This window comes from Kluyvera huaxiensis (assembly GCF_040149365.1).
Lineage (GTDB): Bacteria > Pseudomonadota > Gammaproteobacteria > Enterobacterales > Enterobacteriaceae > Kluyvera > Kluyvera intermedia_A.
In genome coordinates this window covers 1-26842 of the sequence record NZ_JBEFLV010000016.1, presented here as the reverse complement: position 1 = coordinate 26842, position 26842 = coordinate 1, and the positions used below count along the sequence as shown (strand labels likewise).

Genomic DNA, 26842 nt, shown 5'->3' with positions numbered 1-26842 from the left:
TAAACCTTACCCTACAACGGAGGTCGTAATGGCTTCGCAACACCCTGAACTACAGCTCCTCGACGATGGCTTTGCGCTGTCGTTTGAACACCGCCTTATTTTACGCCACACCCGGCAGTCACCGTGTCTGTGGATTGGCGCTGGCACAGCGGATATCGAGATGTTCCGCGGTAATTTCAGCATCAAGGATAAACTGAACGAGAAGATTGCCCTGAACGACGCCCGCGTGGTGAAACAAGGCACAGGTTGGGTGATTCGCTTTTCCCGCGGCGAGACCGCCGCAACGCTGCACATCGACCAGGATGAAACGGGCCGCCTACAGCTGAAACTGCATAACGATAACGCCACCCATAACCGCATCTGGCTGCGCCTCGCTGCCAAACTCGAAGACCATATCTACGGCTGCGGTGAGCAGTTCTCGTATTTCGATCTGCGTGGCAAACCGTTCCCACTGTGGACCAGCGAACAAGGTGTCGGGCGCAATAAAAAAAGCCATGTCACCTGGCTTGCGGACTGCAAAGAAAACGCCGGCGGTGACTATTACTGGACCTTTTTCCCACAGCCGACATTCGTTAGTACGCAAAAGTACTACTGCCACGTCGATAACAGCGGCTATATGAATTTCGATTTCAGCGATCCTGAATTTCACGAGCTGGCTTTTTGGGAAGATAACGCCACGCTACGCTTCGAATGTGCGCAAACCTACATCGATCTGCTAGAAAAACTCACGGCGCTGTTAGGCCGCCAGCCGGAACTGCCGGACTGGGTGTATGACGGCGTGACGCTCGGCGTTCAGGGTGGCACTGAAGTGTGTCAGCAAAAACTCGATGCAATGCGCGACGGCGGTGTAAAGGTCAACGGCATCTGGGCACAGGACTGGTCCGGGATCCGCATGACCTCGTTCGGCAAGCGCGTAATGTGGAACTGGAAGTGGAATCAGGAACTTTACCCGCAGCTTGATGAACGGATCGCGCAGTGGAAGCATGAAGGCGTGCAGTACCTCACCTATATCAACCCGTATGTCGCAAGCGACCGCGATTTGTGTGTTGAAGCCGCGAAACGCGGATATCTAACCAAAGACGCACAGGGAAATGATTATCACGTTGAATTTGGTGAGTTTTACGCGGGTGTTATTGATCTGACAAACCCTGAAGCGTTTGAGTGGTACAAAGGCGTCATCAAACAAAACCTCATTGGCCTTGGCTGCGGTGGCTGGATGGCAGATTTCGGTGAGTATCTGCCGACCGATACCTATTTGCATAACGGCGTCAGCGCCGAAATTATGCATAACGCCTGGCCTGCGCTGTGGGCAAAGTGCAATTACGAAGCACTGGAGGAAACCGGCAAGCTCGGCGAGACGCTGTTCTTTATGCGCGCGGGTTATACCGGCAGCCAGAAGTACTCCACCATGATGTGGGCCGGTGACCAGAACGTCGACTGGAGTCTTGATGATGGCCTGGCCTCGGTCGTTCCTGCCGCGCTATCGCTGGCGATGACCGGCCACGGCTTGCACCATAGTGACATAGGCGGTTACACCACGCTGTTTGAAATGAAGCGTACGAAAGAACTGCTGCTTCGCTGGTGTGATTTCAGCGCCTTTACGCCAATGATGCGCACCCACGAAGGCAACCGCCCCGGCGACAACTGGCAATTTGATGGCGACGCCGAAACCATTGCTCACTTTGCCCGTATGACTGCCGTCTTTACCACCCTGAAACCTTATATCAAACAGGCCGTTTCCCAGAATGCGAAATGCGGCCTACCGGTGATGCGTCCGCTGTTCCTGCATTACGAAGACGATGCGCAAACCTATGAACTGAAATACCAGTATCTGCTAGGTAAGGATCTGCTGGTGGCGCCGGTTCACGAACAGGGTAAGCACGAGTGGACTCTGTATCTGCCAGACGATAGCTGGATCAATGTATGGACCGGAGAAACCTATCAGGGCGGCGAAATTACCGTGGACGCGCCGATTGGCAAGCCTCCGGTGTTTTATCGCGCGAAGAGTGAATGGGCGTCGCTGTTTAGCACGTTACGCAATCTCTAACACGGCTCGCCCGCGGGGAGACTCGCGGGCACATGGAGAATAATAATGAGTCAGACTCTCTCGAACCCGGCAACCCTACGCTTGCCGTTCAAAGAAAAACTTGCCTATGGGATGGGTGATTTAGGTTCCAATATCCTGCTGGACATCGGAACGCTTTATTTACTCAAGTTTTATACCGATGTCCTTGGTTTACCGGGAACTTATGGCGGTATCATTTTCCTTATCGCCAAATTTTTTACCGCATTTACCGATATGGGTACCGGAATCATGCTCGATTCGCGCCGCAAAATCGGCCCGAAAGGAAAATTCCGTCCGTTCGTTCTATATGCAGCATTTCCGGTTACTTTGCTGGCGATTGCCAACTTTGTCGGTACCCCGTTTGAGGTCACCGGTAAAACGGTGATGGCGACTGTACTGTTTATGCTGTACGGGCTGTTCTTCAGCATGATGAACTGCTCTTACGGGGCGATGGTCCCAGCCATCACTAAGAACCCGGATGAGCGCGCTTCGCTTGCGGCCTGGCGACAAGGTGGCGCAACTCTCGGGCTATTACTGTGTACCGTTGGTTTTGTGCCGGTAATGAACCTGATCGAAGGCAACTCGCAGCTGAGCTACATCTTCGCCGCCACCCTGTTTTCGCTGTTCGGTTTGCTTTTTATGTGGTTGTGTTATGCCGGGGTTAAAGAGCGTTATGTTGAGAGTAAGCCCCTCGACAATACGCAAAAACCGGGATTACTCCAATCCTTCCGCGCTATCGCCGGGAACCGCCCGCTGTTTATTCTTTGCATCGCGAACCTATGCACGCTCGGCGCGTTCAACGTCAAACTCGCCATTCAGGTTTATTACACCCAGTACGTGCTTAACGACCCCATTCTCCTTTCATGGATGGGCTTTTTCAGCATGGGCTGTATTTTTATCGGCGTGTTTTTAATGCCGGGAATGGTCCGTCGCTTTGGTAAGAAAAAAGTTTATATCGGTGGGTTGCTGATTTGGGTGGCGGGCGATTTACTCAACTATTTCTTTGGCGGTGGGTCGGTCAGCTTTGTCGCTTTCTCCTGTCTGGCTTTCTTTGGCTCGGCATTTGTCAATAGCCTGAACTGGGCGCTGGTCTCCGATACGGTCGAGTACGGCGAGTGGCGAACCGGCGTGCGTTCTGAAGGCACGGTCTACACGGGGTTTACCTTCTTTCGTAAAGTCTCTCAGGCATTGGCTGGGTTCTTCCCCGGCTGGATGCTAACTCAGATTGGCTACGTTCCTAACGTCGTCCAGTCAGCGGGAACTGTCGAGGGATTACGTCAGCTGATTTTCATTTATCCGTGCGCCCTGGCGGTCGCCACCATTGTGGCGATGGGCTGCTTCTACAATCTCAATGAAAAAATGTATGTTCGCATCGTTGAAGAAATTGAAGCCCGGAAGCAAACAGCTTAATAACCATAACAAGCAACGCCCTTCGGGGCGTTTTGAGAGGCAATTATGCCTGACCACGATCCACTCACGCTGAAACTGAGCCTGAAAGAAAAGTGCGCCTACGGGTTAGGTGACTTCGGTTCAAACCTGATGCTGTGTATCGGTACGCTGTATCTGCTGAAGTTTTATACCGATGAACTGGGGATGCCCGCGTACTATGGCGGAGTTATCTTTCTGGTGGCGAAATTCTTCACGGCCTTTACTGATATGCTGACAGGGGTTCTGCTGGATTCACGGCGTCACATTGGCGCAAAGGGAAAATTCAGACCATTTATCCTGTACGCCTCATTTCCCGTCACACTTGTCGCTACGGCGCAATTTTTAGCGACGGATTTCACGCTGACGATTAAAACCGCGCTGGCAACGGTGCTGTTTATGCTGTTTGGCTTGTTTTATAGCTTGATGAACTGCTCGTACGGAGCAATGGTGCCCGCCATCACCAAAAACCCCCACCAGCGGGCCGAACTTGCCGCATGGCGACAGGGAGGCGCAACGCTCGGTTTGCTGCTGTGCACCGTTGGATTTATGCCGATTCAGGCCTTGTTTACTCACTCACCTTCTCTCGGCTATCTGATTGCGGCTCTGATCTTTTCTGTCTGTGGGCTATTCAGTATGTGGTGGTGCTTTAAGGGAGTGAAAGAACGTTATATCGAGATGGTACCAGCCCATCACAAACCGAGCATTCTCAAATCATTCTGTGCCATTTTCCGCAACCCTCCGCTATTGGTGTTGTGTATTGCTAACCTGTGTACGCTGGCTGCATTTAACATCAAGCTCGCAATTCAGGTTTACTACACCCAATACGTGCTTAACGATATCCACCTTCTATCGTGGATGGGGTTCTTCAGTATGGGCTGCATTCTGTTTGGGGTATTGCTGGTGCCTACGGCGGTAAAACGCTTTGGGAAAAAACAGGTTTATCTCGGCGGCCTGGCTATGTGGGCGGTAGGTGATGTACTGAACTTTATCTGGGGCAGCACGTCACTCTTATTTGTGATGTTCTCATGCATAGCATTTTTCGGCACTGCTTTCGTTAACAGCCTGAACTGGGCGTTGGTCCCGGATACGGTTGATTACGGCGAATGGAAAACGGGGATCCGCGCTGAGGGTTCGGTCTACACCGGCTATACCTTCTCTCGCAAGATTTCTGCCGCTCTTGCGGGTTTTCTACCGGGAATTATGCTCACGCAAATTGGCTATATTCCCAACATTGTCCAAAGCGATACCACGTTGCTTGGTTTACGGCAGCTAATTTTCCTTTGGCCCTGTGGGTTAGCTATTATCGCTGCATTCACGATGGGTTTGTTTTATAAATTAAATGAATCACGCTTTGCCTTTATTATTGAGGAAATAGCACAAAGAAAAATAAACAAACGACAGCCAGAAATTAAAAACCATAACAGCATATCTACTGCTGAAATATAAAAAATAATTGCCGCTTAATCTATCTAAATGGATAGCGGCCTCCCTACGCTTAAAAAATGGATTTACGATGAAAAATTTAAATAAAATGATTCTTTTATCCTCTATTGTCTCAACCTCTGTTTTTGCCGGTGCCTACGTGGAAAACCGCGAAGCCTATAATCTGGCGTCCGATCAGATGGAGTTCATGCTACGCGTTGGCTATAACTCTGATATGGGTGCAGGAATCATGCTGACTAACACCTATACAATGCAACGTAAAGATGAACTAAAGCATGGGTATAACGAAATTGAAGGCTGGTACCCTTTATTTAAACCGACTGACAAATTAACTATCCAACCCGGTGGGTTAATAAATGATAAAAGCATTGGGTCTGGCGGTGCGGTTTATCTGGATGTTAATTATAAATTCACCCAATGGTTTAATCTCACGGTTCGTAACCGGTATAACCATAATAACTACAGCTCAACCGATTTAAATGGCGATCAGGATAACAACGATACCTATGAGATCGGCAACTACTGGAACTTCAGCATTACTGATAAGTTCTTCTATACTTTTGAACCACATTACTTCATGCGAGTAAATGACTTTAATAGTAGTAACGGTAAAGACCATCATTGGGAAATTACCAATACCTTTAAGTATCGAATCAATGAAAATTGGCTACCCTATCTTGAATTGCGCTGGTTAGATCGTAATGTGGAGCCCTATCACCGGGAGCAAAACCAGATTCGTATTGGGGCAAAATATTTCTTCTAAGCAAGATGACGTCGATGAGAAAGCCGCTGATATTCAGCGGCTTTTCCTTACCAGGCTGAATCCAAATCACATCACGCCGGTGTCGCTTCCTGCATTTTCTTCCTTTGGTTAATACGCTTAACCAGCATCACCGAAACTACTGCACCGCAAAGCGCGAAGCAGGCCATAATGCCAAAGACGATTTTGTAGCCCACGATACCCGGATTCAAATCCAGAATGTAGCCGTAAAGACTGAAGCAGAACATCGCCGGGGCATAGCCGATAAAACTGCCTAGCGCCATGGCGGCACCGGTCTGGTTTTCAGCAATTTTCGCCTCACCAATTGGTGCAAAGAAGACCGCACGCTGAGTGAAAACGATAGCGCCAAAGCCCAACGTACACATCATCCCTAAATAAACCGGCATGCTTTCGTGAGGCAGCATAATTAACAGCACCAGCGCGACGGTGCTGATCATAAAGGTATAGAACAAATATTTACTCGGTGATTTCAGAATTTTATCGGAAATCATGCCGCCAATCGGCCCGCCAATCATTTTCAGGCAATATTGGTTAATGATGCCATACGCGCCCACCAGCGCCACTGGCAGCATATAGATGTTCTTCAGGAACGGAATGAAGAAGGTCAAACCGCAGTAAACGGCATAGACAAAGAAGACGTTGAAGGCGATAAGCCAGATGGTTTTATCCTTCAACACCGAGGACATACTGGTGTTTTTAGGCTCATCGTCGTCCTTTTTCACCTCAAGCGCGGGGCCTTCTTCTTTGTCATTCAGCACAAAGAAGATGATGACACCGACCGCCATCACAATGATGGAATAGAACCAGATACCCGCTTTGAACCCTAACAAACCGCTGCCAAACCAGGCAAAGACGGCCAGCGCGGAAAACGCGACCACGGTATCAACAATTCCCCGGCCGGTTTCAAAGAAGCCGAACAGGCGCCCTTGCTGTTCACTATTACCCAACCGGCTCACCGATTTCAGCAACACCGGCCAGTTCATCATGTCGCAGGTCACACCAAACAATGCCCAGACAAAGAGGATGCCCCAATAGCCCGGCATGGTTGTCAAATAGATACCCAACAACCCGGTCGCAATCAGCGAAAAAGACATGGTGTATTTGCGCGGCAACTTATCGGCAAAATAAATGGACAGGAAAAAACCGACCGTGGTAACAAATGAGTTTACCGACATCGCATTACCAATTTGACCATTGGTTAAATGGAAGTATTCCTGCATCGGTATATAAAATGCATCCTTCAATGAGGGTAATTTATAAATTGTACCGCCACACAGCGTTAATAGACTAAATAACGCCCATTTCTTTTTCGTGAGCATAACATCCCCTAAGCGATCTTTTAGAATCACTGAATTTAAGGCAATAGGATACCGGCCATTCACATAGAATGGTTTTTACTAACGGCGAGTGAATTTAAATGTTATTAATTAGTGAGCAGATGTTCCGCCTCTTTTTTTATTTGTTGCAGGACGCAACGAACATATTTTATCTGATTGACGGCATCCTCTTTTTCTTTGAGCAATCGCGCTTCCAGCACACTGGCTTCAGGTAACGGTGTTTCACTCATTTGACGATAAGGGATCCACGGATTGTCACCCTCGTGCTCAAAACGAAAAGCAGGTGCATAATAATCTACTTCTTCCTCCAGACCGTAAGCCATCACCTGCGGTTGCTCGTCGCCCAAACAAATAAGGTCAGTTAACAGGGCCTGGAATGGCATCTCACCCTGACCAGAAATACAGGCTTTATGACCCAACCCACCTTCTTCCTGAACGATCAGCGCATCTTTAATATGCACCTGGGTAATATGGGGAGACATGGTTTTCAGCGCATCCAGAGGACGCTCGTTCGCATTGATCATGTTCGCAAAATCAAACAGTAAGGAGAGTGATTCCATCCCACTTTCCTTGATAAGCGAGACCAATTCATGGCTTGTCAGATCTTCGTGTTGCTCAATAGTGAAGGTTAGGCCGCTGTTCTGATAAGCGTCGCGAAGATAGGCAATATCACCCGCAATCACTGACATCACTTCCTGCAAATGACCTTCATAACGCGGGTAAAAGCGGACCGATGAAGCACCGGTTTTTAAGGCAATGGTTGCAGCCTGGTCGATAGATTTTTTATCTGAAGCACTGGTTTCAATATGAACATCAAGTTTGAGTTTGCGCGCTTTATCCCCAAAGGCTGAAAGTTCGCTGTCGTTCATGTTCTCAAGCGCGAAACGCTCGCCGTCCAGCACATGAATTTTCACTCCACGTAATTTGTTTGCATATGCAATATCCAGCAAATCATTAGGTAATACCCGCTCCAGGCGCATATTTAAATGAAACGCGTAAGCGTGAAGATAAAGAGGAAGGTCATCGACACGTTGTAAAATCTTTCTAGCATTATTTATTGTGAGCATAAAACACCTACAGATTAATGATGAGGTCAACTGCCTCAAACCGCCAATATTCAATGTCTATTTGTACAATATTGCCATCCTGGTCAGCTCGATGCTTTTCAATCAAAATAGCGGGCATACCGGCAGAACCGCCAAGGTATTTACTGATATCGCCCGGCATTCTGACGGGTTTGAATACCAGTTTTTTTACAACCGTCGTTTTTTGATAGCACTTTTCCCAGACGGAAGAAAAAGAGTAGTTCTCAAGCTGATCAATAAAACCCGGTGCGACTTCAGGATTAATAAACGTTTCATGATAGAAAACTTTATGTCCTTCCAGTGCCCCCCAGCCCGTCACCCGGTAGAGTTCGTCGGAAGGCATCGCAGACGTCAGTGGGAGTACCATTTCCGGAAGGTCACTCACACGGCTTTTCTCCGTGAATCCCCAGGAAGGTTCTCTCCCTTGTTCAATCGCCGCACGCTGGAAACTGGCAGACAATTCCGGGCTGTAGTTAAACCGCGCTTGCGTTACGAACCAGCCTTTGCGGTCCTTACGGAATATCTTTGACTCTGCCTCGAGGTTCAGCAGCGCCTGACGCAGCGTCATACGCTTAATGCCAAGCAGCTCTCCCAGTTCTCTTTCCGAGGGGAGTTTGCCGCCCGGCGTGGTGATGCCATCTTTTAACCACTGGTCTAACTTCTCTTTCGCATTTTCAACGGTTGACTGATTCGCCGTCATTGTTTAACCCTTTTGGTTTAAACCAGATGATGCATCTTACGCTCACGGGAAAAAAGAACGCAAATAGCGTCGCGGAACTTTGCGGATAATTGTGACAAACCTCTCTTAAGAAGTAGCCACAACCAAACATGGGAATAGAAATACTCCGTGCCAGCCACAAGGCAAAAAAAAACCTGCCATCGCTGGCAGGTTTTTGTATCCGCTAAAGAGAGAAATTAATCTTCTTTAGGACCACGGTTCGCACGTTTGCGATCGTTTTCAGTCAGGTGACGTTTACGGATACGGATAGAAGTTGGTGTTACTTCTACCAGTTCGTCATCATCGATGAATTCCAGAGCTTGCTCCAGAGTCATTTTCTGAGCTGGGACCAGCGTGGTTGCTTCGTCAGTACCGGAAGCACGCATGTTGGTCAGTTTCTTACCGGTCAGGCAGTTTACAGTCAGGTCGTTAGAACGGCTGTGAATACCGATGATCTGGCCTTCATAAACTTCTGCACCGTGACCCAGGAACAGCTTACCGCGGTCCTGCAGGCTGAACAGTGCGAACGCAACTGCTTTACCCTGGCCGTTGGAGATCAGAACGCCGTTCTGACGCTGGCCCACTTCACCCGGACGAACGTCGTCGTAGTGGCTGAAGGTGGAGTACAGCAGACCGGTACCGGAGGTCATGGTCATGAATTCTGAACGGAAGCCGATCAGACCACGGCTAGGAATCACGTAGTCGAGACGTACGCGGCCTTTTCCGTCTGGATTCATGTTTTTCAGGTCGCCTTTACGCTCACCCAGTGCCTGCATGACAGAACCCTGGTGCTGCTCTTCGACGTCCAGCGTTACGTTTTCGAATGGCTCTTGTTTACGGCCATCGATTTCGCGGAAGATTACTTTCGGGCGGGAAACCGCCATTTCGAAACCTTCACGACGCATGTTTTCAATCAGAACGGACAGGTGCAGTTCACCACGGCCAGAAACGCGGAACGCATCGGCGTCTTCGGTTTCTTCAACGCGCAGTGCCACGTTGTGTACCAGTTCTTTCTTCAGACGGTCAAGAATCTGACGAGAAGTAACGTATTTACCTTCTTTACCACAGAATGGAGAGGTGTTTACGTTGAAGAACATGGTTACGGTTGGCTCATCTACGGACAGCGCTGGCAGCGCTTCAACATTCTGCGGGTCGCAGATGGTGTCGGAGATGTTCAGCTCGCCCAGACCAGTGATCGCGATGATATCGCCAGCTTCCGCCAGGTCGCTGTCGATACGTTCCAGACCCAGGTGGGTCAGAACTTTACCGACTTTACCGTTACGGGTTTTGCCTTCGCTATCAATGATAGTGATCTGCTGGTTTGGTTTCACTTTACCGCGTTTGATACGGCCGATACCGATAACACCAACGTAGTTGTTGTAGTCCAACTGGGAGATTTGCATCTGCAGCGGGCCATCCAGGTCTACGTCTGGAGCCGGTACGTGGTCAACAATCGCCTGATACAGCGGGGTCATGTCTTCCGCCATATCTTCGTGATCAACACCCGCAATACCATTCAGCGCGGAAGCATAAATGATAGGGAAGTCGAGCTGTTCGTCGGTCGCGTCAAGGTTAACGAACAGGTCAAATACCTGGTCAACAACCCAATCAGGACGTGCGCCCGGACGGTCAACTTTGTTGATAACGACGATCGGCTTCAGACCGTGGGCAAATGCTTTTTTGGTCACGAAGCGCGTCTGCGGCATCGGGCCATCCATTGCATCAACAACCAGCAGCACGGAGTCAACCATAGACATGACGCGCTCAACTTCACCACCGAAGTCGGCGTGCCCTGGGGTATCAACGATGTTGATACGGTAATCATTCCATTTGATTGCGGTGTTTTTCGCGAGGATGGTAATCCCACGCTCTTTCTCCAAATCGTTGGAGTCCATCACACGCTCTTGTGTTTCAGCACGCGCATCAAACGTACCGGATTGCTGGAGCAGCTTATCAACCAGGGTAGTCTTACCATGGTCAACGTGCGCGATGATGGCGATGTTACGCAAATTTTCGATCACAACTTTGCCTCGGGCATTAGAAATAGCGCGTTATTGTACACGGATTAATCGCACTACAAAACAGGATCACAGAGATCCTCCGCAAACAAGTATTGCAGAGTTTCTTTGTGATCGCTTTCACGGAGCATAAAAAGGGCACCTAATCGCAATTTGCACCAATATGGTGCTCAACAATCACAGATAAGCACTATAATGGTGCAAACAAGCTATCGTGGTGCAGCCCTTTTGCACTATGGTGCGCATGATAACGCCTTTTGGGGGTAATTTAAAAGTTGGCACAGATTTCGCTTTATATTTTTTAGGGCAACAACGCCACTTTAAGCAGTGATTGAAGACCTCGTTACCACGACGACAATGATAAATCCGGGAGATGTTAAGTATGTCCGCTGAACACGTTTTGACGATGCTGAACGAGCACGAAGTGAAGTTTGTCGATTTGCGCTTCACCGATACCAAAGGTAAAGAACAGCACGTCACTATTCCTGCTCATCAGGTAAATGCCGAATTCTTTGAAGAAGGCAAAATGTTTGACGGCTCCTCAATCGGCGGCTGGAAAGGCATTAACGAATCAGACATGGTTCTGATGCCAGATGCTTCTACTGCGCTCATTGACCCGTTCTTTGAAGAGTCTACCCTGATCATTCGTTGCGACATCCTGGAACCAGGTACGCTGCAGGGCTACGACCGTGACCCGCGCTCCATTGCTAAACGTGCTGAAGAATATCTGCGCGCTACCGGCATCGCGGACACCGTTCTGTTCGGGCCAGAGCCAGAATTCTTCCTGTTTGATGACATTCGTTTCGGTGCGTCCATCTCTGGTTCCCACGTGGCTATCGATGATATCGAAGGCGCATGGAACTCCTCCACCAAATACGAAGGTGGTAACAAAGGTCACCGTCCAGGCGTGAAAGGCGGTTACTTCCCGGTTCCTCCGGTCGATTCTTCCCAGGACATCCGTTCTACCATGTGTCTGATCATGGAAGAAATGGGCCTGGTCGTTGAAGCGCATCACCACGAAGTGGCGACTGCGGGTCAGAACGAAATCGCCACCCGCTTTAACACCATGACCAAAAAAGCGGACGAAATTCAGATCTACAAATACGTTGTACACAACGTTGCTCACCGCTTCGGTAAAACCGCAACCTTCATGCCAAAACCAATGTTTGGCGACAACGGTTCCGGTATGCACTGCCACATGTCTCTGTCCAAGAACGGCGTAAACCTGTTCTCCGGCGACAAATACGCAGGCCTGTCTGAGCAAGCGCTGTTCTACATCGGTGGTGTTATCAAACACGCTAAAGCGATCAACGCCCTGGCGAACCCAACCACCAACTCTTACAAGCGTCTGGTCCCAGGCTACGAAGCACCAGTTATGCTGGCTTACTCTGCCCGTAACCGTTCTGCTTCCATCCGTATCCCAGTGGTTGCTTCTCCGAAAGCGCGTCGTATCGAAGTGCGCTTCCCGGACCCAGCGGCTAACCCATACCTGTGCTTCGCAGCACTGCTGATGGCGGGCCTCGACGGTATCAAGAACAAAATCCACCCTGGCGAAGCCATGGACAAAAACCTGTACGACCTGCCGCCGGAAGAAGCGAAAGAGATCCCACAGGTTGCAGGTTCTCTGGAAGAAGCACTGAATGCGCTGGACGCAGACCGTGAGTTCCTGACGGCTGGCGGCGTATTCACTGATGAAGCTATCGACGCTTACATCGGTCTGCGTATTGAAGAAAACGACCGCGTACGCATGACGCCGCACCCGGTAGAGTTTGAGCTGTACTACAGCGTTTAATCGAAATTTGAGTTGTACTGTCCAGCTGACGTCGCGCCATGGCCAACAGGCTCTGGCGCAACACCTGGAATTGAGTTGCCGTGGAAACTTTCAGCCCATCTCAGGATGGGCTTTTTTCTCCACCAACGAACTGATCTTTCGCGCTTTTTATCAATTAAAAGCTATACTGCACTAAAACAGTGCAAGCCTTTTCAGGAGACTGCTAAATGGCAACAGGCGCACTGCCCGATGCTGGGCAGATCCTTAATTCGTTAATCAACAGCATCCTATTAGTCGATGACGACCTGGCCGTTCACTACGCCAATCCCGCAGCACAGCAGCTGTTGGCGCAAAGCGCGCGTAAACTTTTTGGCACCCCGTTACCTGAACTCCTGAGCTATTTTTCGCTCAATATCGCCTTAATGCAGGAAAGCCTGCAAACCGGCCAGGGATTTACCGATAACGAGGTGACGCTGGTCATCGACAGTCGTTCACATATTCTCTCGCTCACGGCGCAGCGTCTGCCGGATGGTTATATTCTGCTAGAAATGGCGCCGATGGATAACCAACGACGTTTGAGCCAGGAGCAGCTCCAGCACGCTCAGCAAATCGCAGCACGCGATCTGGTGCGTGGGTTGGCACATGAGATAAAAAACCCGCTGGGTGGCCTACGCGGCGCAGCACAGCTGCTTAGCAAAGCGTTGCCTGACCCGGCGCTGACTGAATACACCAACGTCATTATCGAACAGGCCGACCGCCTGCGTAATTTGGTTGACCGTCTGCTTGGGCCACAGCATCCCGGCACACATGTGACTGAGAGCATTCATAAAGTGGCCGAGCGGGTCGTGAAGCTGGTCTCAATGGAGCTACCGGATAACATCAAGCTGGTCCGTGATTATGATCCGAGCCTGCCGGAGCTTCCGCACGATCCCGATCAGATAGAACAAGTTCTGCTTAATATCGTGCGCAATGCCCTTCAAGCTTTAGGGCCGGAAGGGGGTGAAATAGTCCTGCGCACCCGTACTGCATTTCAGCTCACGCTTCACGGCGTACGCTATCGCCTGGCCGCCCGTATCGATGTTGAAGACAACGGTCCCGGCATTCCATCACATTTACAGGACACGCTGTTCTACCCGATGGTCAGTGGCCGTGAAGGCGGCACCGGGCTGGGTCTATCGATTGCGCGCAGCCTTATCGATCAGCACTCCGGCAAAATTGAATTTACCAGTTGGCCGGGTCATACCGAGTTCTCGGTTTACCTGCCAATTAAAAAATAAGGTGTGTTTATGCAACGAGGGATAGTCTGGGTCGTAGATGACGATAGCTCCATCCGTTGGGTGCTTGAACGCGCACTCACCGGCGCGGGGCTGACCTGTACAACGTTTGAAGGCGGGAAAGAGGTTCTGGACGCGCTGGCGACCAAAACGCCTGACGTGTTGATGTCCGATATTCGTATGCCAGGAATGGACGGGCTGGCACTGTTAACGCAAATCAAACAACGTCATCCAATGCTTCCGGTCATCATAATGACGGCGCACTCCGATCTGGATGCCGCCGTTAGCGCCTATCAGCAAGGGGCGTTTGATTACCTACCAAAACCGTTCGATATTGACGAAGCGGTCGCGCTGGTTGAACGCGCCATTAGCCACTACCAGGAACAGCAGCAGCCGCGCAATGTTCAGGTTAACGACCCGACAACCGATATTATTGGTGAAGCGCCGGCGATGCAGGACGTGTTCCGCATTATTGGTCGCCTTTCTCGTTCCTCAATCAGCGTATTGATTAATGGCGAATCCGGTACCGGTAAAGAACTCGTCGCCCATGCGCTGCACCGCCACAGCCCGCGCGTTAAAGCACCGTTTATCGCGCTGAATATGGCGGCCATCCCGAAAGACCTGATTGAATCCGAGCTATTTGGCCACGAGAAAGGGGCCTTTACCGGCGCCAACACCGTGCGTCAGGGGCGTTTTGAACAGGCCGATGGCGGCACGCTATTCCTTGATGAGATCGGTGATATGCCGATGGACGTGCAGACTCGTCTGCTGCGCGTGCTGGCCGATGGCCAGTTCTACCGCGTCGGCGGCTATGCGCCGGTGAAGGTGGATGTGCGCATCATTGCCGCCACCCACCAGAACCTTGAGCAGCGCGTGCAGGAAGGCAAATTTCGTGAAGACTTGTTCCACCGCCTGAACGTCATCCGTGTTCATCTCCCGCCGCTGCGCGAGAGAAGGGAAGATATTCCGCGCCTGGCGCATCATTTCCTGCAGGTTGCTGCACGTGAACTGGGGGTTGAAGCCAAACTGCTGCATCCCGAAACGGAAGCGGCGCTAACGCGTCTCGCCTGGCCGGGTAACGTTCGCCAACTGGAGAACACCTGCCGCTGGCTAACGGTGATGGCCGCCGGACAAGAAGTGCTGATTCAGGATTTACCCGGCGAGCTGTTTGAAGCCAGCATGCCGGACAGCACCGCATCGTCCTCGCTCCCTGATAGCTGGGCAACGTTGCTGGCGCAATGGGCCGACCGCGCGCTGCGTTCCGGTCATCAAAATCTGCTTTCCGAAGCGCAGCCTGAAATGGAGCGCACGCTGTTGACCACCGCGCTGCGCCATACCCAGGGGCATAAACAGGAAGCGGCTCGCCTGCTCGGCTGGGGTCGCAATACCCTGACGCGTAAGTTGAAAGAATTAGGGATGGAGTAAGGCCAGGGTGAAGTGTAAATATTGCTCGATTCGCGCAAACTGCTGCAATTTTATACTTTACTGTTCCGATGAGTTAAGTATCATGCTGCCCGGCAATCCACGGGGGGACGAAAATGCTTGAATCATTGATTAACCTGGCGTCGAGCGGCGCTGCCAGCCATTCGCCGCAAACGGCAATGGCTGCGGTACTTTGCGCAGCGCTGGTCGGGCTGTTTAGCTGATTTTGTGCGGGACGGCGCTAACGCCCATCCCGCCAAATGTAGTGCAGGCCCGGTAGGCACAATGCCGCCGGGCTGTTCCTTAGATAACCCGCGAGAACTGCTGCATCCGCGCCTTTTGACGCAGATAAGCGTCAAAGCACATGCAGATATTACGAATTAACAGACGGCCTTTGGCAGTCACCTGAATCCCCTGCTCACCCACATCCACCAGCCCATCTTTCGCTAGCGGTGCCAACAGCGCCAGGTCCTCAGCAAAATATTCACTGAAGTTCAGCTCCCACTGTTTTTCTACCGCCGTGAAATCGAGGCTGAAATTACAAATCAACGCCTTAATCACATCACGACGAATACAATCATCCCGGGTTAACGCAATACCGCGCCACAGGGCATTCCCCTGCTCAGCGACCTGCTGATAGTAAAGCTTCAGCTCTTTCTGGTTCTGCGCGTAGCTGTCGCCAATCATGCTGATGGCGGAGACGCCCATGCCCAGTAAATCGGTATCGCCCTGGGTGGTATAACCCTGGAAATTGCGATGCAGCACGCCTTCACGCTGCGCCACCGCCAGTTCATTATCCGGGCGAGCAAAGTGATCCATCCCGATGAACTGGTAGCCCGCTTCGGTCAGCGAACCGATAGTCTCCTGCAGAATATCCAGCTTCTGCTGCGCCGACGGCAGATCGGCATCTTTGATTTTCCGCTGTGCGGCGAACAGCGTCGGCAGGTGCGCGTAGTTAAACACGCTCAGACGGTCGGGGTTCAGTTCGGCAACGCGCTTGAGCGTAAAAGCAAAGCTTTCCGGCGTCTGCTTTGGCAGACCGTAAATCAGGTCGATATTGGTCGAAGTGAAGCCGATTTCGCGAGCGCGGTTAAGCAGTGCGAAGATAAAATCTTCATCCTGTTCGCGGTTAACCAGTCGCTGCACTTCTTTGTTGAAGTCCTGTACGCCCATGCTCAGGCGATTGAAGCCTTCACTACGCAGATGGTCAATCACATCCAGTTCGATTTCACGCGGATCGACTTCAATCGAAATCTCGGCGTCGGCATCGAAATGGAAACTCTCACGCAGCAACGTCATCAGGCGACTGATTTGCGCTTTATTGAGATAGGTTGGTGTGCCGCCACCCCAATGTAGCTGGCTGACATGTCGGCCGGAAAATAGCGGCGCGCGCTGGCGAATTTCCTGCTCCAGGACGTCGAGGTATTGATCGGCTTTGTGCTGCTGGCGGGTAACAATTTTATTGCAGCCGCAGAAGTAGCAGAGTTTATGGCAGAACGGTATGTGCACGTACAGCGACAGCGGCCGCTCTGGATAACGCGCAACGGCGTTAAGAAACTCACTTTCGCCAAAGGCATCAGAGAATTCCAGCGCGGTGGGATATGAGGTATAGCGCGGCCCGGAATAGTTATATTTCTGGATCAGGGCCAGATCCCAGTCGATTAACTGCACAGACATGCTTACTCCTTGCGATGGTGTCGAGAACGACGACGGCTTGCCGGCGTGGCCGCATTGCTGCGCCCCAGCCGGTTGCGCAGCCAACTTTGACGCCGCGACAACCGTCGTAGTTTAACGAATAACCACCCCAGATAACATACAACCAAAAGGGTTATAAGCAGGACTGGCAGGCCAATCGGGTGCAAACGTTAGTTTCCACCTCGCAGCAGGCGCATCATGTCTTCCTTGCCCTCTTCTTCCTCTTCTTCTTCATCATCGTCGTAAGAGAGGCCGAGTTGCTGCATCAGCTCATCAATTCTGTCCAGTTTGGCATCAACCCATTTCTGATCTTCAGCTGACAGGGTCTCATCATTTTCCAGACGTTCCAGCAGCGCATCCAGGCGCTCATCACTCTCCAGCATATCCAGCTCGGCCTGCGGTGAAAGCATAGGTTTCTCGCTCTTCGGTTTGGGCTGTTTAGCGACAGGCGCGTCGGTCACGCCCAGCGCTATCGGTTTTTTACTACCAATACGAGGATCTTTTTGCTGCTTTTGTTTATTGGAGCCGGATGCACCGTCAGTGCCTGACGCACGGCTGCCTGCCGCGTTGCCACGGTGCTTTTTGTCGTTTTTACGATCGCGAGCTTCCAGGTTCAATTCTTCACGCGTTTTACGACGCTGTTTGCCCGGAGCTTTACTGCGCGGTGCAGAGGTTGGTTTTTTCATGATGTCAGTCTTTAAGCCGTTTTATTCAGTATAGAATTGAGCCGGAATCTAGCAGAAAGCAAACAAAGAAAAAAGGCGACAGAGTAATCTGTCGCCTTTTTTCCTGACTCACAACCCATTACGGGTTCTACATTCCATGTTGGCTTACAACACGCCCTGTTTATCCATTAGCTTTATAACAGTCCGTGTTATTGTTCCCTATCCCTGCGTAGCGTCTCCAGACGCTTGTCATCCTGACAGATTCCTTCGGTCTTCGCCTCCTGGCGTTCCTGACCCCTCATCCTGAGTCTAAATCCTTCTGGCGCCCTTGCCGATGGGTGCTACTTTACAGCGTTGAGTTAAACTAACAAGCGACGAAACGGCGAAAAATAAACAATCCAGATTATTACCCAATATTAATTATATGATTTTAAAGGCTTTGAATATTCTATAGCCTGCATTTTCTCTTAGATTTCGCATAGTCCAGATGGCAAATGTCTTACAAACGGAAGGACATGGGCTTACATCCGTTGATGCCTGAGGAAAACCAGCCTTTTTCTACCGATCGGGTATAATCGCCCCCATTGCCTTATTTAACGGAGATAACCGTTTTGACTAACTTGAACTATCAACAGACGCACTTTGTGACAAGCGCGCCTGATATCCGTCACTTACCTTCCGATACCGGAATCGAAGTGGCCTTTGCTGGCCGCTCCAACGCGGGCAAATCCAGCGCCCTGAATACGCTGACCAATCAAAAAAGCCTGGCCCGTACCTCAAAAACACCAGGGCGTACGCAGCTGATTAACTTGTTTGAAGTCGTTGAGGGTAAACGTCTTGTCGACCTGCCAGGTTATGGCTATGCGCAGGTTCCGGAAGAGATGAAGATCAAATGGCAGAAAGCGCTGGGTGAATACCTGGAAAAACGCCTGTGCCTGAAAGGATTAGTCATTCTGATGGATATCCGCCATCCGCTGAAGGATCTCGACCAGCAGATGATCGAGTGGGCCGTCGCCAGCGAAATTCAGGTTCTGGTACTGCTGACCAAGGCAGATAAACTGGCTAGTGGCGCCCGTAAAGCGCAGCTCAATCAGGTTCGTGAAGCCGTTGTTGCCTTTAACGGCGACGTGCAGGTTGAAGCATTCTCTTCGCTGAAAAAACTGGGCGTCGACAAACTGCGTCAGAAGCTGGATAGCTGGTATAACGAGATTCCACCGCAGGAAGAACCAGAAGCAGCAGAAGAGTAATCCCCGCCATAATCCCGGATAGCGGCGCCTCGCGCCCTGTTCCGGGCCCGTCCTATTCCTTCGTTTAAACTCATCGCTTATCACAATGACTGATGCGAAAAAGTTTTCTTTCGCCCAATAAAAAACGCCCCAGTCATTACTGACTGGGGCGGCTAAAATATTCAGCCAAATCCGATTACGTGAAGTAAAAGGTCTGAAAGATAGAACATCTTACCTCTGTACCCTACGAGATTAACTCTACTCTTTTTTACGTTTCACAGAAAGCATTTTTTGTAGTTTTTTTTCACTTGTTACATAACGAATTCTAATGTTCATCACAAAAATAGATAAGTTATGTTGCTTACTTACATAAAACGACGTTAATCATCGAACACTTAATGCGCTTGATCCCAGTTTTCGCCAGCGCCGACTTCCACCAGCAGCGGGACATCTAGCTGAGTACTGTTTTCCATTAACTCATGAACCTTCTTCGACACCGCATCCACGTCATCTTTATGGACCTCAAAGACCAATTCATCGTGCACCTGCATGATCATGCGTACGCGCGGTTTCTCACCTTCTAACCAGCTATCAACGGCAATCATCGCCCGCTTAATCACGTCAGCGGCGGTCCCTTGCATTGGGGCGTTAATCGCCGCACGCTCGGCACCAGCACGTCTCGCACCATTGCTCGAAGCAATATCAGGCAGATACAGGCGACGACCATCCAGGGTTTCGACGTATCCTTGCTCTTTCGCCTGCGCACGGGTGCGTTCCATATACTCCAGGACGCCTGGATAACGTTCGAAGTAGAGATCCATATACTTCTGCGCTTCTTTACGCGGAATGTTCAGCTGACGCGCCAGACCGAAGGCACTCATGCCATAGATCAGACCGAAGTTGATCGCCTTCGCGCTGCGACGCTGCTCACCGGTAACACTCTCCAGCGGCATCCCAAACACTTCGGCAGCCGTGGCGCGGTGGATATCCTTACCTTCGGCAAACGCCTTCAGCAGCCCTTCATCACGTGACAGGTGCGCCATAATACGCAATTCGATTTGCGAGTAGTCCGCAGACACAATGACGTAATCTTCTGGGGCAATAAACGCCTGACGAATACGGCGGCCTTCTTCGCTGCGCACCGGAATGTTTTGCAGGTTTGGATCGGTGGATGAGAGACGCCCGGTCGCCGTCACCGCCTGATGATAGGAGGTATGTACGCGCCCGGTTTTCGGGTTAATCATCAGCGGCAGTTTGTCGGTGTAGGTCGACTTCAGTTTCGCCAGCCCGCGGTACTCCAGAATCACTTTTGGCAGCGGGTAGTCCAGAGCCAGTTCTTCCAGCACTTCTTCTGAGGTAGATGGCGCTCCACCCGGCGTTTTCTTCAGCGGCTTGATGCCCTGTTTTTCAAACAGGATGGTCTGCAGCTGTTTTGGCGAGGAGAGGTTAAATTCTTCGCCCGCTATCTCATAGGCTTTCTGCTCCAGCTCAACCAGACGCTTGGCAATTTCCTGCGAGTGCGCATGCAAGACCGTAGGATTAATTTTTACACCGTTGCGTTCAATACGCGACAGTACCGGCACCAGCGGCATTTCAATTTCATTGAAGATGCGCAGCGGCCCTTCTATCTTCTGGAGTTTTGGCCACATTTTCAGATGCAATTGCAGGGTGACATCAGCGTCTTCTGCGGCATAGCGACCCGCTTCTTCCAGCGCAATCTGGTTGAAAGTAAGCTGATTTTTACCCTTACCGGCAATCTCTTCAAAGGTGATGGTTTTATGCTTCAACCAACGGTCGGAGAGGCTGTCCATATCGTGGCGCCCAGCAACGCTATCCAGCGTGTAGGATTCCAGCATGGTATCGAAGGCAATTCCGCGCAGCTCAACGCCATAATTAGCCAGAATACCGCGATCGAACTTCAGATTCTGGCCAACCTTCAGCAGGCTGTCATCTTCCAGCAGGGGCTTGAGTAACTCAATCACGCGGTCGCGGGAGATTTGATCCGGCGCATCAAGATAGTCATGGGCAACTGGGACATACGCGGCCACGCCGGGTTCGATAGCGAATGACAGGCCAACCATATTGGCGGAGATATTATCCAGGCTATCCGTTTCGGTATCGAAGGCGAACAGCGGCGCTTTTTTCAGTTTCTCAATCCACGTCAGCAGCGTTTCTTCATCAAGGATGGTAACGTAATTTTCTGATGACAGAGTGGTCGCCGTCTCTTCTTCTTCCGGCTCAGTGACTGTCGCTGCTGCTTGCGCAGGTTTTGCGGCTGGTTTAGCACCTTTGGCCTGCATCCAGGTACCGGACTCGACGTCGGTTATCCAGCGTTTAAATTCATATTTTTTAAACAGTTCCAGCAATTCATCTGCCGCCGGTGGCACCACGGTCAGCTGTTCACAGCCCAGCTCCAGCTCAACATCGGTTTTAATCGTTGCCAGTTTGTAGGAGAGATAGGCCAGATCTTTATTCTGCTCCAGCTTAGCCGCCATGGTCTTCGCGCCTCGGAAGGTCAAGCCAGCAATTTTTTCCGGTTCGCCATACAGCGCATCAAGGCCACCCAGGCCCTGCAGCAACGCCTGCGCCGTTTTTTCACCCACACCAGGAACACCTGGGATGTTATCTGAGGAGTCACCCATTAGCGCGAGGAAATCGATAATCAACTCTGGAGGTACGCCGTATTTCGCGACCACTTCCTCGGGGCCAAGAATAGTATTGGTCATGGTGTTGATAAGCGTAATGCCCGGCGTCACCAGCTGTGCCATATCTTTATCACCGGTGCTGATCAGCACCGGGCGGCCGATTTTTTCGGCTTCGCGTGCCAGCGTACCGATAACATCATCGGCTTCCACTCCGGAGACCGCCAACAGCGGCAAGCCCATTGCCTTCACCATGGTGTGCAGCGGTTCAATCTGCGCACGCAGATCGTCCGGCATCGGTGGACGGTGAGATTTGTAGTCCTCAAACAGTTCGTCACGGAAGGTTTTTCCCTTCGCATCAAAAACCACAACCGCATGAGTTGGCTGATATTGCAGAATCAGACTGCGCAGCATATTCAACACGCCATACATAGCGCCGGTTGGCTCGCCTGCACGGTTAGTTAGCGGTGGGAATGCGTGATATGCCCGGTAGAGATAAGAGGAGCCATCAACGAGGATAAGAGGGTTTTCTGGGATCTGAACCATAATTTCCGTGCCTGTTTATCAGATTATGGGTAAAGGATGCCACAGACAGCATGAAAACATGAATTTTTCGCCAAAATAACGCGAAAAGATTTAGAGATCTTCGCGATCGCGCGTAAAACAAATTGTGGATAAGTTTGTGAATAGTTTTATTTTACTTATAACAAACAATATGTAACCCAGAGTTAAATTAAAAATAATCATTAATTTTCAATTGGTTGATTGTGGATCGTTACGATAAATTGTGATCTGAACATAATTCACACAATGTGGATAGACATGATGGCCTCTTTTCTATTCTGCTAAGACCCATCATTTAGCGCGTTTTCTGGTAAAATCAGCGCCTTGTGTTCTTTTATCTGCACACGTTAAATAACTAACTATCTGAATAAAAAAACTATGTCGAGATTGCTCGCAGCGATAACGCTACCTATTAGTATCGCGCTCACCATTTTACTGACTATATTGTGCTCCATTCCTATCATCCTCGCAGGGATCATAAAGCTTATCTTTCCTGTTCCGGTGATCTGGCGTTCAGTCTCGGTATTTTGTAATTTTATGATGTTCTGCTGGTGCGCGGGGCTTGCCGCGCTGCTGCATTTTAATCCCTGGCTTAAATGGGATATTGAGGGGCTGGATACCTTAAATAAGAAGAACTGGTATCTGCTTATCTGTAACCACCATAGCTGGGCAGACATCGTGGTGCTGTGCGTTATTTTCCGTAACCATATCCCGATGAATAAGTATTTCCTCAAGCAGCAGTTGGCCTGGGTACCCTTTATGGGGCTGGCGTGCTGGGCGTTGGATATGCCTTTTATGCGCCGCTATTCCCGCAGCTATCTGATTCGCCATCCTGAACGTCGTGGCAAGGATGTTGAAACAACCCGCCGTTCGTGTGAAAAATTCCGCGCGCATCCAACGACTATCGTTAACTTTGTGGAAGGCTCTCGTTTCACACCAGAAAAACGCCTACAGACCCGCTCGCCGTATAAGAACTTGCTGCCTCCTAAAGCAGCCGGCATCGCCATGGCATTAAATGTGTTGGGATCTCAGTTTGATAAGCTGCTCGACGTGACTCTGTGCTACCCGGAAAACGATAAGACACCGTTTTACGATATGCTGAGTGGGAAGCTGACGCGTATTGTGGTCCGCGTTAATTTACGTTCCATCGACCCAGAATTGCACGGCGATTATGTAGCGGATAAGAACTTCAAGCGGCGCTTCCAGCTGTGGCTGAATGCGTTATGGGAAGAGAAAGACCAGCAAATTGCTGCCACAAAAGCAGAATACAAAAACGCCGGTCAATGACCGGCGTTTTCATTTTATTTCATCTCAACGAGCTGTTTCACGGCATCCGCATACTGAGCCACAAAGACATCCATATTACTGGTGTCCATACCCTGTGGGTTCAGCTGGTATTTACCGTTAACAAACATCGCCGGAACACCCTGCAGCTGAAGGTCGGCGGCTGCTTTTTCTTGCTGAGCAACCATCGATTTCACCACGAAGCTATTCCATGCCGCATCATAATCATCGCCTTTCACGCCAGCGTTGATAAAGACATTACGAATATCGGCAACGGTCTGAACCGTTTGTGTTTTCTGAACGGCTTCAAACATCGGTACAGTCACCTTGTCTTCAACACCCAGCGCCATCGCAACTGCCCACGCCTGAGTCAGATCTTTGCCCAGTGGGCCCAGGAACTCAACGTGGTACTTGGTCATTTTGACGCCTTCAGGAAGCTTTTTCTTCACGTTATCAGAAACGTGCAGAACTTCCTCGAACTGATAGCAATGCGGGCAGTAGAAGGAGAAGAACTCCAGCACCTGCGGCTCACCTGCAACCGGTTTATCGATGGTAATATATTGTTTGCCTTCGGTAATCTGAGCAGCAGATGCGCTGAATGCCAGAATCATACCTGCCAGCGCAAGCCAAACCTTTTTCATAACTCACTCTCTCCTGACTGTGTCGAATTAATACATTGGCGTTAGCTGTAGAGGGGGTTCTTGCAGAACCTTCACCTGCTCAACGAAAGTAGCAATCTGCCGATGCCAGAAATCTTCCCCGGTTAACCAGGGAAAATTTTTCGGAAATGCAGGGTCATCCCAGCGCCGGATAATCCAGGCAAGATAATAAACCAACCGCATTGCGCGTAAAGGCTCAATCAGCGCCAATTCATCTGAATTAAAGCTGCTGAACTCTTCGTAAGCCTCTACGATCATTTCAAGCTGCATACGCCTCTCAGCAACAGAGCCGTTAAGCAACATCCAAAGATCCTGAACCGCGGGACCATTGCGCGCGTCATCGAGATCGACAAACATTGGACCATCACGCCAGAGAATATTCCCCGCATGACAGTCGCCGTGTAAACGCAGCGCATCAAAACGTCCGTGCCACAGCCCCATGACAGCATCAATAAGGTCATCGGTTGTTTTCAGAAAACGGTCTTTTAACCCTGCGGGGATAAGCGCCGAGTGTTCAAATACGGCACGCGGTTCAATAAGATATTCTTTGACGCCGATATCCGGGCGAGCCGTGAAACGCGATTTGCGTCCCGTCTGGTGTAGGCGACCAAGATAACGTCCAACCCACTCCATCTGGTCCAGATTATCTGACTCGAACTGCCGGCCACCCACGCTTGGGAATACGGTAAAGTAGAAGCCGTCATGGGTCAGCAGGGTTTTATCATTAAAGGCGAGCGGGGCCACAACCGGTACATCATCCTGTACCAGTTCCAGCGCATACTGATGCTCTTCGAGAATCTGCGCGGCAGACCAGCGCTCCGGACGATAGAATTTCACCACCATGCGACGGCGGTCTTCATCCTGAAACTGGTAAACCCGATTCTCATAGCTGTTAAGAGGGGTGAGACCAGAATCCACCCGGATGCCCTGTTCAAACAGAGCATCAATAATTGTATCCGGGTGGAGAGTCTGGAAACTGAAAGCCTTGTCGTTCATCCTGACATCCGACTAACGATACGAATGAGTCAGGATATCATTTCACGGCGGGTTGATCGGCTCTGCTTACAACCTTTTACTCTTTAATCACACCACGAGCGCGTAGCAGCGCGGTTTTGAAATCTTCTTCATAATCTTTCTGAATACCCGGGATCACCGCGTCTTTTGCCGAGTCACGCATTTTCAGATGGTAGATCAGAATATCGTCCGTTAAATCGGCCAATTCACCGTCATAGCCTGACTCTTTCGCCAGTTTCTGCAAAAATTGCATAAGATTCAGCTCAGGCTCTTTCTGCCAGGCTGGCTGGAGGAGTTCAATAACTTCATTCAGACGTTTACATTTCATGGTCGTGCTCCTTACGCTTGATAAAGATACGGTAGCAGGGTAAACCCCACAATAAAAGAGGCGATAGTAGTGAAAGCGAAGAGCCAGATAACCGGCGTGGTGCTAGCGGGCGGCAAAGCCTCCAGAATGGGTGGTCAGGATAAGGGGTTAATGCTGCTAAACGGTAAACCTTTATGGCAACACGTGGCCGACCGTCTGCTTCCCCAGGTCAGCAGGATTGTGATTAGCGCGAATCGTAACCTACCAATTTATCAGGCAAGCGGTTTACCGGTCATTGCCGATACGCTCTCTGATTATCCAGGACCGCTGGCCGGTATTTTATCGGTAATGCAGCAGACCCCTGACGAATGGTTTCTGTTTTGTCCTTGTGACACTCCTTTTATTCCCGAATATTTGGCTAAGCGTTTAGAGGATAAACGCCTTCAGGCACCCGTCGTTTGGGTTCATGACGGAGAACGCGATCACCCCGCCATCGTCCTAATACACCGAAGTCTGGCTGCAGAAATAAAAGCCTATCTGGCTCGTGGCGAACGTCGCGTTATGGTCTTTATGCGTGAGGTTGGAGGCCATTCGGTAGATTTTAGCGGCATGAAGGCGGCATTTCACAACATGAACACTCTGGAAGATTTGCAGCAAAATCAGGTGGCGAAATGATTCCGCTCTTAGCGATTGCGGCATGGAGCGGTACCGGAAAAACCACGCTGCTGAAGAAGTTGATACCTGAACTCTGCGCGCGAGGGATTCGCCCGGGATTGATTAAGCATACCCATCACAATATGGATGTTGATAAACCAGGCAAAGATAGCTACGAACTGCGTAAAGCGGGAGCTGCGCAAACGCTGGTTGCCAGCAAGCAGCGCTGGGCATTGATGACAGAAACTCCTGAGGAACAGGAGCTTGATCTCGCCTGGTTGGTCAGCCGAATGGATGCTTCAAAATTGGATTTGGTGTTGGTTGAAGGATTCAAGCACGATGCCGTCGCCAAGATCTTACTGTTCCGTGAGGCAGCGGGACATAGCATGTGTGAACTGACTATTGATGAGCATACGATCGCGGTGGCCAGCGATACCGCATTAAATATTGATATACCGGTGCTGAACCTGAACGATCTGCATCAAATCGTGGAGTTTATTGTGGGTTGGTTGTCTCATCGGGATAACTGACGGACGCAAATGGTAGATTGAACAAATCCAGACGGCGATCTAGCTGTCTGGCGCATGCCAACCAGGTTGAAATTAACACCTTATCTAACAACCTACTTACGTCCTGCATCCATTTTCACACTGCACAGACGCAAAAAAGCCCAGTCTTCCGACTGGGCTCTTCGCTTTATTTGATGCCTGGCAGTTCCCTACTCTCGCATGGGGAGACCCCACACTACCATCGGCGCTACGGCGTTTCACTTCTGAGTTCGGCATGGGGT

23 protein-coding genes and 1 rRNA gene are annotated in these 26842 nt (G+C 50.5%); 12 read left to right on the top strand and 12 right to left on the bottom strand.

Annotated features, from left to right (window positions below):
- The first annotated feature begins 28 nt into the window (after nt 1-28).
- The 4 genes from ABOC97_RS16305 to ompL all read left to right on the top strand — a co-directional run bounded on the left by ABOC97_RS16305 (nt 29) and on the right by ompL (nt 5699).
- Nucleotides 29-2047 carry an alpha-glucosidase gene (locus tag ABOC97_RS16305; protein WP_349599700.1) on the top strand — a complete coding sequence of 673 codons (2019 nt, stop codon included), beginning with the start codon at nt 29-31 and terminating at the stop codon, nt 2045-2047.
- A 45-nt stretch (nt 2048-2092) separates the two neighbouring features.
- On the top strand, nt 2093-3475 hold the full coding sequence (locus ABOC97_RS16300) for an MFS transporter (RefSeq protein ID WP_349599698.1): 1383 nt from the start codon (nt 2093-2095) through the stop codon (nt 3473-3475).
- A 45-nt stretch (nt 3476-3520) separates the two neighbouring features.
- The gene (locus ABOC97_RS16295) at nt 3521-4939 is read left to right on the top strand and encodes an MFS transporter (protein WP_349599695.1); all 1419 of its coding nucleotides are present in this window, start codon (nt 3521-3523) and stop codon (nt 4937-4939) included.
- 67 nt (nt 4940-5006) lie between these two features.
- Nucleotides 5007-5699: a porin OmpL gene (ompL, locus tag ABOC97_RS16290; protein ID WP_349599692.1), complete on the top strand. Its 693-nt coding sequence runs from the start codon at nt 5007-5009 to the stop codon at nt 5697-5699.
- Nucleotides 5700-5770: 71 nt separating this feature from the next.
- Here the strand turns inward: ompL and ABOC97_RS16285 are convergent, their stop codons facing one another.
- The 4 genes from ABOC97_RS16285 to typA all read right to left on the bottom strand — a co-directional run bounded on the left by ABOC97_RS16285 (nt 5771) and on the right by typA (nt 10878).
- Nucleotides 5771-7036 (bottom strand): MFS transporter, encoded by a 1266-nt coding sequence (locus tag ABOC97_RS16285; RefSeq protein ID WP_349599689.1) that lies wholly within the window; start codon nt 7034-7036, stop codon nt 5771-5773.
- A 104-nt stretch (nt 7037-7140) separates the two neighbouring features.
- Complete coding sequence (locus ABOC97_RS16280; RefSeq protein ID WP_349599687.1) at nt 7141-8121, bottom strand: sugar phosphate isomerase/epimerase family protein; 981 nt, start codon at nt 8119-8121, stop codon at nt 7141-7143.
- A 7-nt stretch (nt 8122-8128) separates the two neighbouring features.
- Nucleotides 8129-8839 (bottom strand): GntR family transcriptional regulator, encoded by a 711-nt coding sequence (locus tag ABOC97_RS16275; protein ID WP_349599684.1) that lies wholly within the window; start codon nt 8837-8839, stop codon nt 8129-8131.
- 215 nt (nt 8840-9054) lie between these two features.
- On the bottom strand, nt 9055-10878 hold the full coding sequence (gene typA / locus ABOC97_RS16270) for a ribosome-dependent GTPase TypA (protein ID WP_061284807.1): 1824 nt from the start codon (nt 10876-10878) through the stop codon (nt 9055-9057).
- A gap of 379 nt (nt 10879-11257) precedes the next feature.
- On the opposite strand from typA, the gene glnA reads away from it, so the two are divergent.
- The 4 genes from glnA (at nt 11258) to ABOC97_RS16250 (ending at nt 15566) form a co-directional block, all read left to right on the top strand.
- Nucleotides 11258-12667: a glutamate--ammonia ligase gene (gene glnA, locus ABOC97_RS16265; RefSeq protein WP_349599681.1), complete on the top strand. Its 1410-nt coding sequence runs from the start codon at nt 11258-11260 to the stop codon at nt 12665-12667.
- Between the two features lie 206 nt (nt 12668-12873).
- Nucleotides 12874-13923, top strand: coding sequence for a nitrogen regulation protein NR(II) (glnL, locus tag ABOC97_RS16260; RefSeq protein WP_349599678.1), 1050 nt, complete (start codon nt 12874-12876; stop codon nt 13921-13923).
- A 9-nt stretch (nt 13924-13932) separates the two neighbouring features.
- Complete coding sequence (gene glnG / locus ABOC97_RS16255; RefSeq protein WP_349599675.1) at nt 13933-15345, top strand: nitrogen regulation protein NR(I); 1413 nt, start codon at nt 13933-13935, stop codon at nt 15343-15345.
- A 113-nt stretch (nt 15346-15458) separates the two neighbouring features.
- The gene (locus ABOC97_RS16250; RefSeq protein WP_157093498.1) at nt 15459-15566 is read left to right on the top strand and encodes a YshB family small membrane protein; all 108 of its coding nucleotides are present in this window, start codon (nt 15459-15461) and stop codon (nt 15564-15566) included.
- A gap of 79 nt (nt 15567-15645) precedes the next feature.
- Here the strand turns inward: ABOC97_RS16250 and hemN are convergent, their stop codons facing one another.
- Nucleotides 15646-17019, bottom strand: a complete 1374-nt coding sequence (gene hemN, locus ABOC97_RS16245) for an oxygen-independent coproporphyrinogen III oxidase (RefSeq protein ID WP_349599671.1) — start codon at nt 17017-17019, stop codon at nt 15646-15648.
- Between the two features lie 188 nt (nt 17020-17207).
- Nucleotides 17208-17723 carry a Der GTPase-activating protein YihI gene (yihI, locus tag ABOC97_RS16240; protein ID WP_234507102.1) on the bottom strand — a complete coding sequence of 172 codons (516 nt, stop codon included), beginning with the start codon at nt 17721-17723 and terminating at the stop codon, nt 17208-17210.
- Nucleotides 17724-18313: 590 nt separating this feature from the next.
- On the opposite strand from yihI, the gene yihA reads away from it, so the two are divergent.
- Nucleotides 18314-18949, top strand: a complete 636-nt coding sequence (gene yihA / locus ABOC97_RS16235; RefSeq protein WP_349599668.1) for a ribosome biogenesis GTP-binding protein YihA/YsxC — start codon at nt 18314-18316, stop codon at nt 18947-18949.
- A gap of 161 nt (nt 18950-19110) precedes the next feature.
- Here the strand turns inward: yihA and ABOC97_RS24070 are convergent, their stop codons facing one another.
- Together ABOC97_RS24070 and polA are read right to left on the bottom strand one after the other, a co-directional pair.
- On the bottom strand, nt 19111-19158 hold the full coding sequence (locus tag ABOC97_RS24070; protein WP_071892919.1) for a spot 42 RNA, inhibition of DNA synthesis: 48 nt from the start codon (nt 19156-19158) through the stop codon (nt 19111-19113).
- 165 nt (nt 19159-19323) lie between these two features.
- A complete protein-coding gene (gene polA, locus ABOC97_RS16230; protein WP_349599665.1) occupies nt 19324-22116 on the bottom strand; it encodes a DNA polymerase I in 2793 nt (930 codons plus the stop codon).
- A gap of 396 nt (nt 22117-22512) precedes the next feature.
- Between polA and ABOC97_RS16225 the strand changes: the two genes are divergently transcribed.
- Entirely contained in the window at nt 22513-23421 is a 909-nt protein-coding gene (locus ABOC97_RS16225; RefSeq protein WP_349599662.1) for an acyltransferase, read from the top strand.
- Between the two features lie 14 nt (nt 23422-23435).
- Here the strand turns inward: ABOC97_RS16225 and dsbA are convergent, their stop codons facing one another.
- From dsbA to ABOC97_RS16210, 3 genes are all read right to left on the bottom strand, one after another.
- Nucleotides 23436-24059, bottom strand: a complete 624-nt coding sequence (gene dsbA / locus ABOC97_RS16220; RefSeq protein WP_061284800.1) for a thiol:disulfide interchange protein DsbA — start codon at nt 24057-24059, stop codon at nt 23436-23438.
- A 27-nt stretch (nt 24060-24086) separates the two neighbouring features.
- Nucleotides 24087-25073: a serine/threonine protein kinase gene (locus ABOC97_RS16215; protein WP_349599659.1), complete on the bottom strand. Its 987-nt coding sequence runs from the start codon at nt 25071-25073 to the stop codon at nt 24087-24089.
- A 76-nt stretch (nt 25074-25149) separates the two neighbouring features.
- The gene (locus ABOC97_RS16210; RefSeq protein WP_052284157.1) at nt 25150-25419 is read right to left on the bottom strand and encodes a YihD family protein; all 270 of its coding nucleotides are present in this window, start codon (nt 25417-25419) and stop codon (nt 25150-25152) included.
- 69 nt (nt 25420-25488) lie between these two features.
- Between ABOC97_RS16210 and mobA the strand changes: the two genes are divergently transcribed.
- A complete protein-coding gene (gene mobA / locus ABOC97_RS16205) occupies nt 25489-26073 on the top strand; it encodes a molybdenum cofactor guanylyltransferase MobA (RefSeq protein WP_349599655.1) in 585 nt (194 codons plus the stop codon).
- Nucleotides 26070-26582, top strand: a complete 513-nt coding sequence (gene mobB / locus ABOC97_RS16200; RefSeq protein WP_349599653.1) for a molybdopterin-guanine dinucleotide biosynthesis protein MobB — start codon at nt 26070-26072, stop codon at nt 26580-26582. Before mobA ends, mobB begins: the two co-directional genes overlap by 4 nt.
- A gap of 175 nt (nt 26583-26757) precedes the next feature.
- Here the strand turns inward: mobB and rrf are convergent.
- A 5S ribosomal RNA gene (gene rrf / locus ABOC97_RS24065) occupies nt 26758-26842 on the bottom strand; the annotation flags it as partial.

Excerpts from the sequence above, each read along its gene's own strand:
- ABOC97_RS16305 (WP_349599700.1), top strand. The coding sequence starts at position 29 with ATGGCTTCGCAACACCCTGAACTACAGCTCCTCGACGATGGCTTTGCG.
- ABOC97_RS16300 (WP_349599698.1), top strand. The coding sequence starts at position 2,093 with ATGAGTCAGACTCTCTCGAACCCGGCAACCCTACGCTTGCCGTTCAAA.
- ABOC97_RS16295 (WP_349599695.1), top strand. The coding sequence starts at position 3,521 with ATGCCTGACCACGATCCACTCACGCTGAAACTGAGCCTGAAAGAAAAG.
- ompL (WP_349599692.1), top strand. The coding sequence starts at position 5,007 with ATGAAAAATTTAAATAAAATGATTCTTTTATCCTCTATTGTCTCAACC.
- ABOC97_RS16285 (WP_349599689.1), bottom strand. The coding sequence starts at position 7,036 with ATGCTCACGAAAAAGAAATGGGCGTTATTTAGTCTATTAACGCTGTGT.
- ABOC97_RS16280 (WP_349599687.1), bottom strand. The coding sequence starts at position 8,121 with ATGCTCACAATAAATAATGCTAGAAAGATTTTACAACGTGTCGATGAC.
- ABOC97_RS16275 (WP_349599684.1), bottom strand. The coding sequence starts at position 8,839 with ATGACGGCGAATCAGTCAACCGTTGAAAATGCGAAAGAGAAGTTAGAC.
- glnA (WP_349599681.1), top strand. The coding sequence starts at position 11,258 with ATGTCCGCTGAACACGTTTTGACGATGCTGAACGAGCACGAAGTGAAG.
- glnL (WP_349599678.1), top strand. The coding sequence starts at position 12,874 with ATGGCAACAGGCGCACTGCCCGATGCTGGGCAGATCCTTAATTCGTTA.
- glnG (WP_349599675.1), top strand. The coding sequence starts at position 13,933 with ATGCAACGAGGGATAGTCTGGGTCGTAGATGACGATAGCTCCATCCGT.
- ABOC97_RS16250 (WP_157093498.1), top strand. The coding sequence starts at position 15,459 with ATGCTTGAATCATTGATTAACCTGGCGTCGAGCGGCGCTGCCAGCCAT.
- hemN (WP_349599671.1), bottom strand. The coding sequence starts at position 17,019 with ATGTCTGTGCAGTTAATCGACTGGGATCTGGCCCTGATCCAGAAATAT.
- yihI (WP_234507102.1), bottom strand. The coding sequence starts at position 17,723 with ATGAAAAAACCAACCTCTGCACCGCGCAGTAAAGCTCCGGGCAAACAG.
- polA (WP_349599665.1), bottom strand. The coding sequence starts at position 22,116 with ATGGTTCAGATCCCAGAAAACCCTCTTATCCTCGTTGATGGCTCCTCT.
- ABOC97_RS16225 (WP_349599662.1), top strand. The coding sequence starts at position 22,513 with ATGTCGAGATTGCTCGCAGCGATAACGCTACCTATTAGTATCGCGCTC.
- dsbA (WP_061284800.1), bottom strand. The coding sequence starts at position 24,059 with ATGAAAAAGGTTTGGCTTGCGCTGGCAGGTATGATTCTGGCATTCAGC.
- ABOC97_RS16215 (WP_349599659.1), bottom strand. The coding sequence starts at position 25,073 with ATGAACGACAAGGCTTTCAGTTTCCAGACTCTCCACCCGGATACAATT.
- ABOC97_RS16210 (WP_052284157.1), bottom strand. The coding sequence starts at position 25,419 with ATGAAATGTAAACGTCTGAATGAAGTTATTGAACTCCTCCAGCCAGCC.
- mobB (WP_349599653.1), top strand. The coding sequence starts at position 26,070 with ATGATTCCGCTCTTAGCGATTGCGGCATGGAGCGGTACCGGAAAAACC.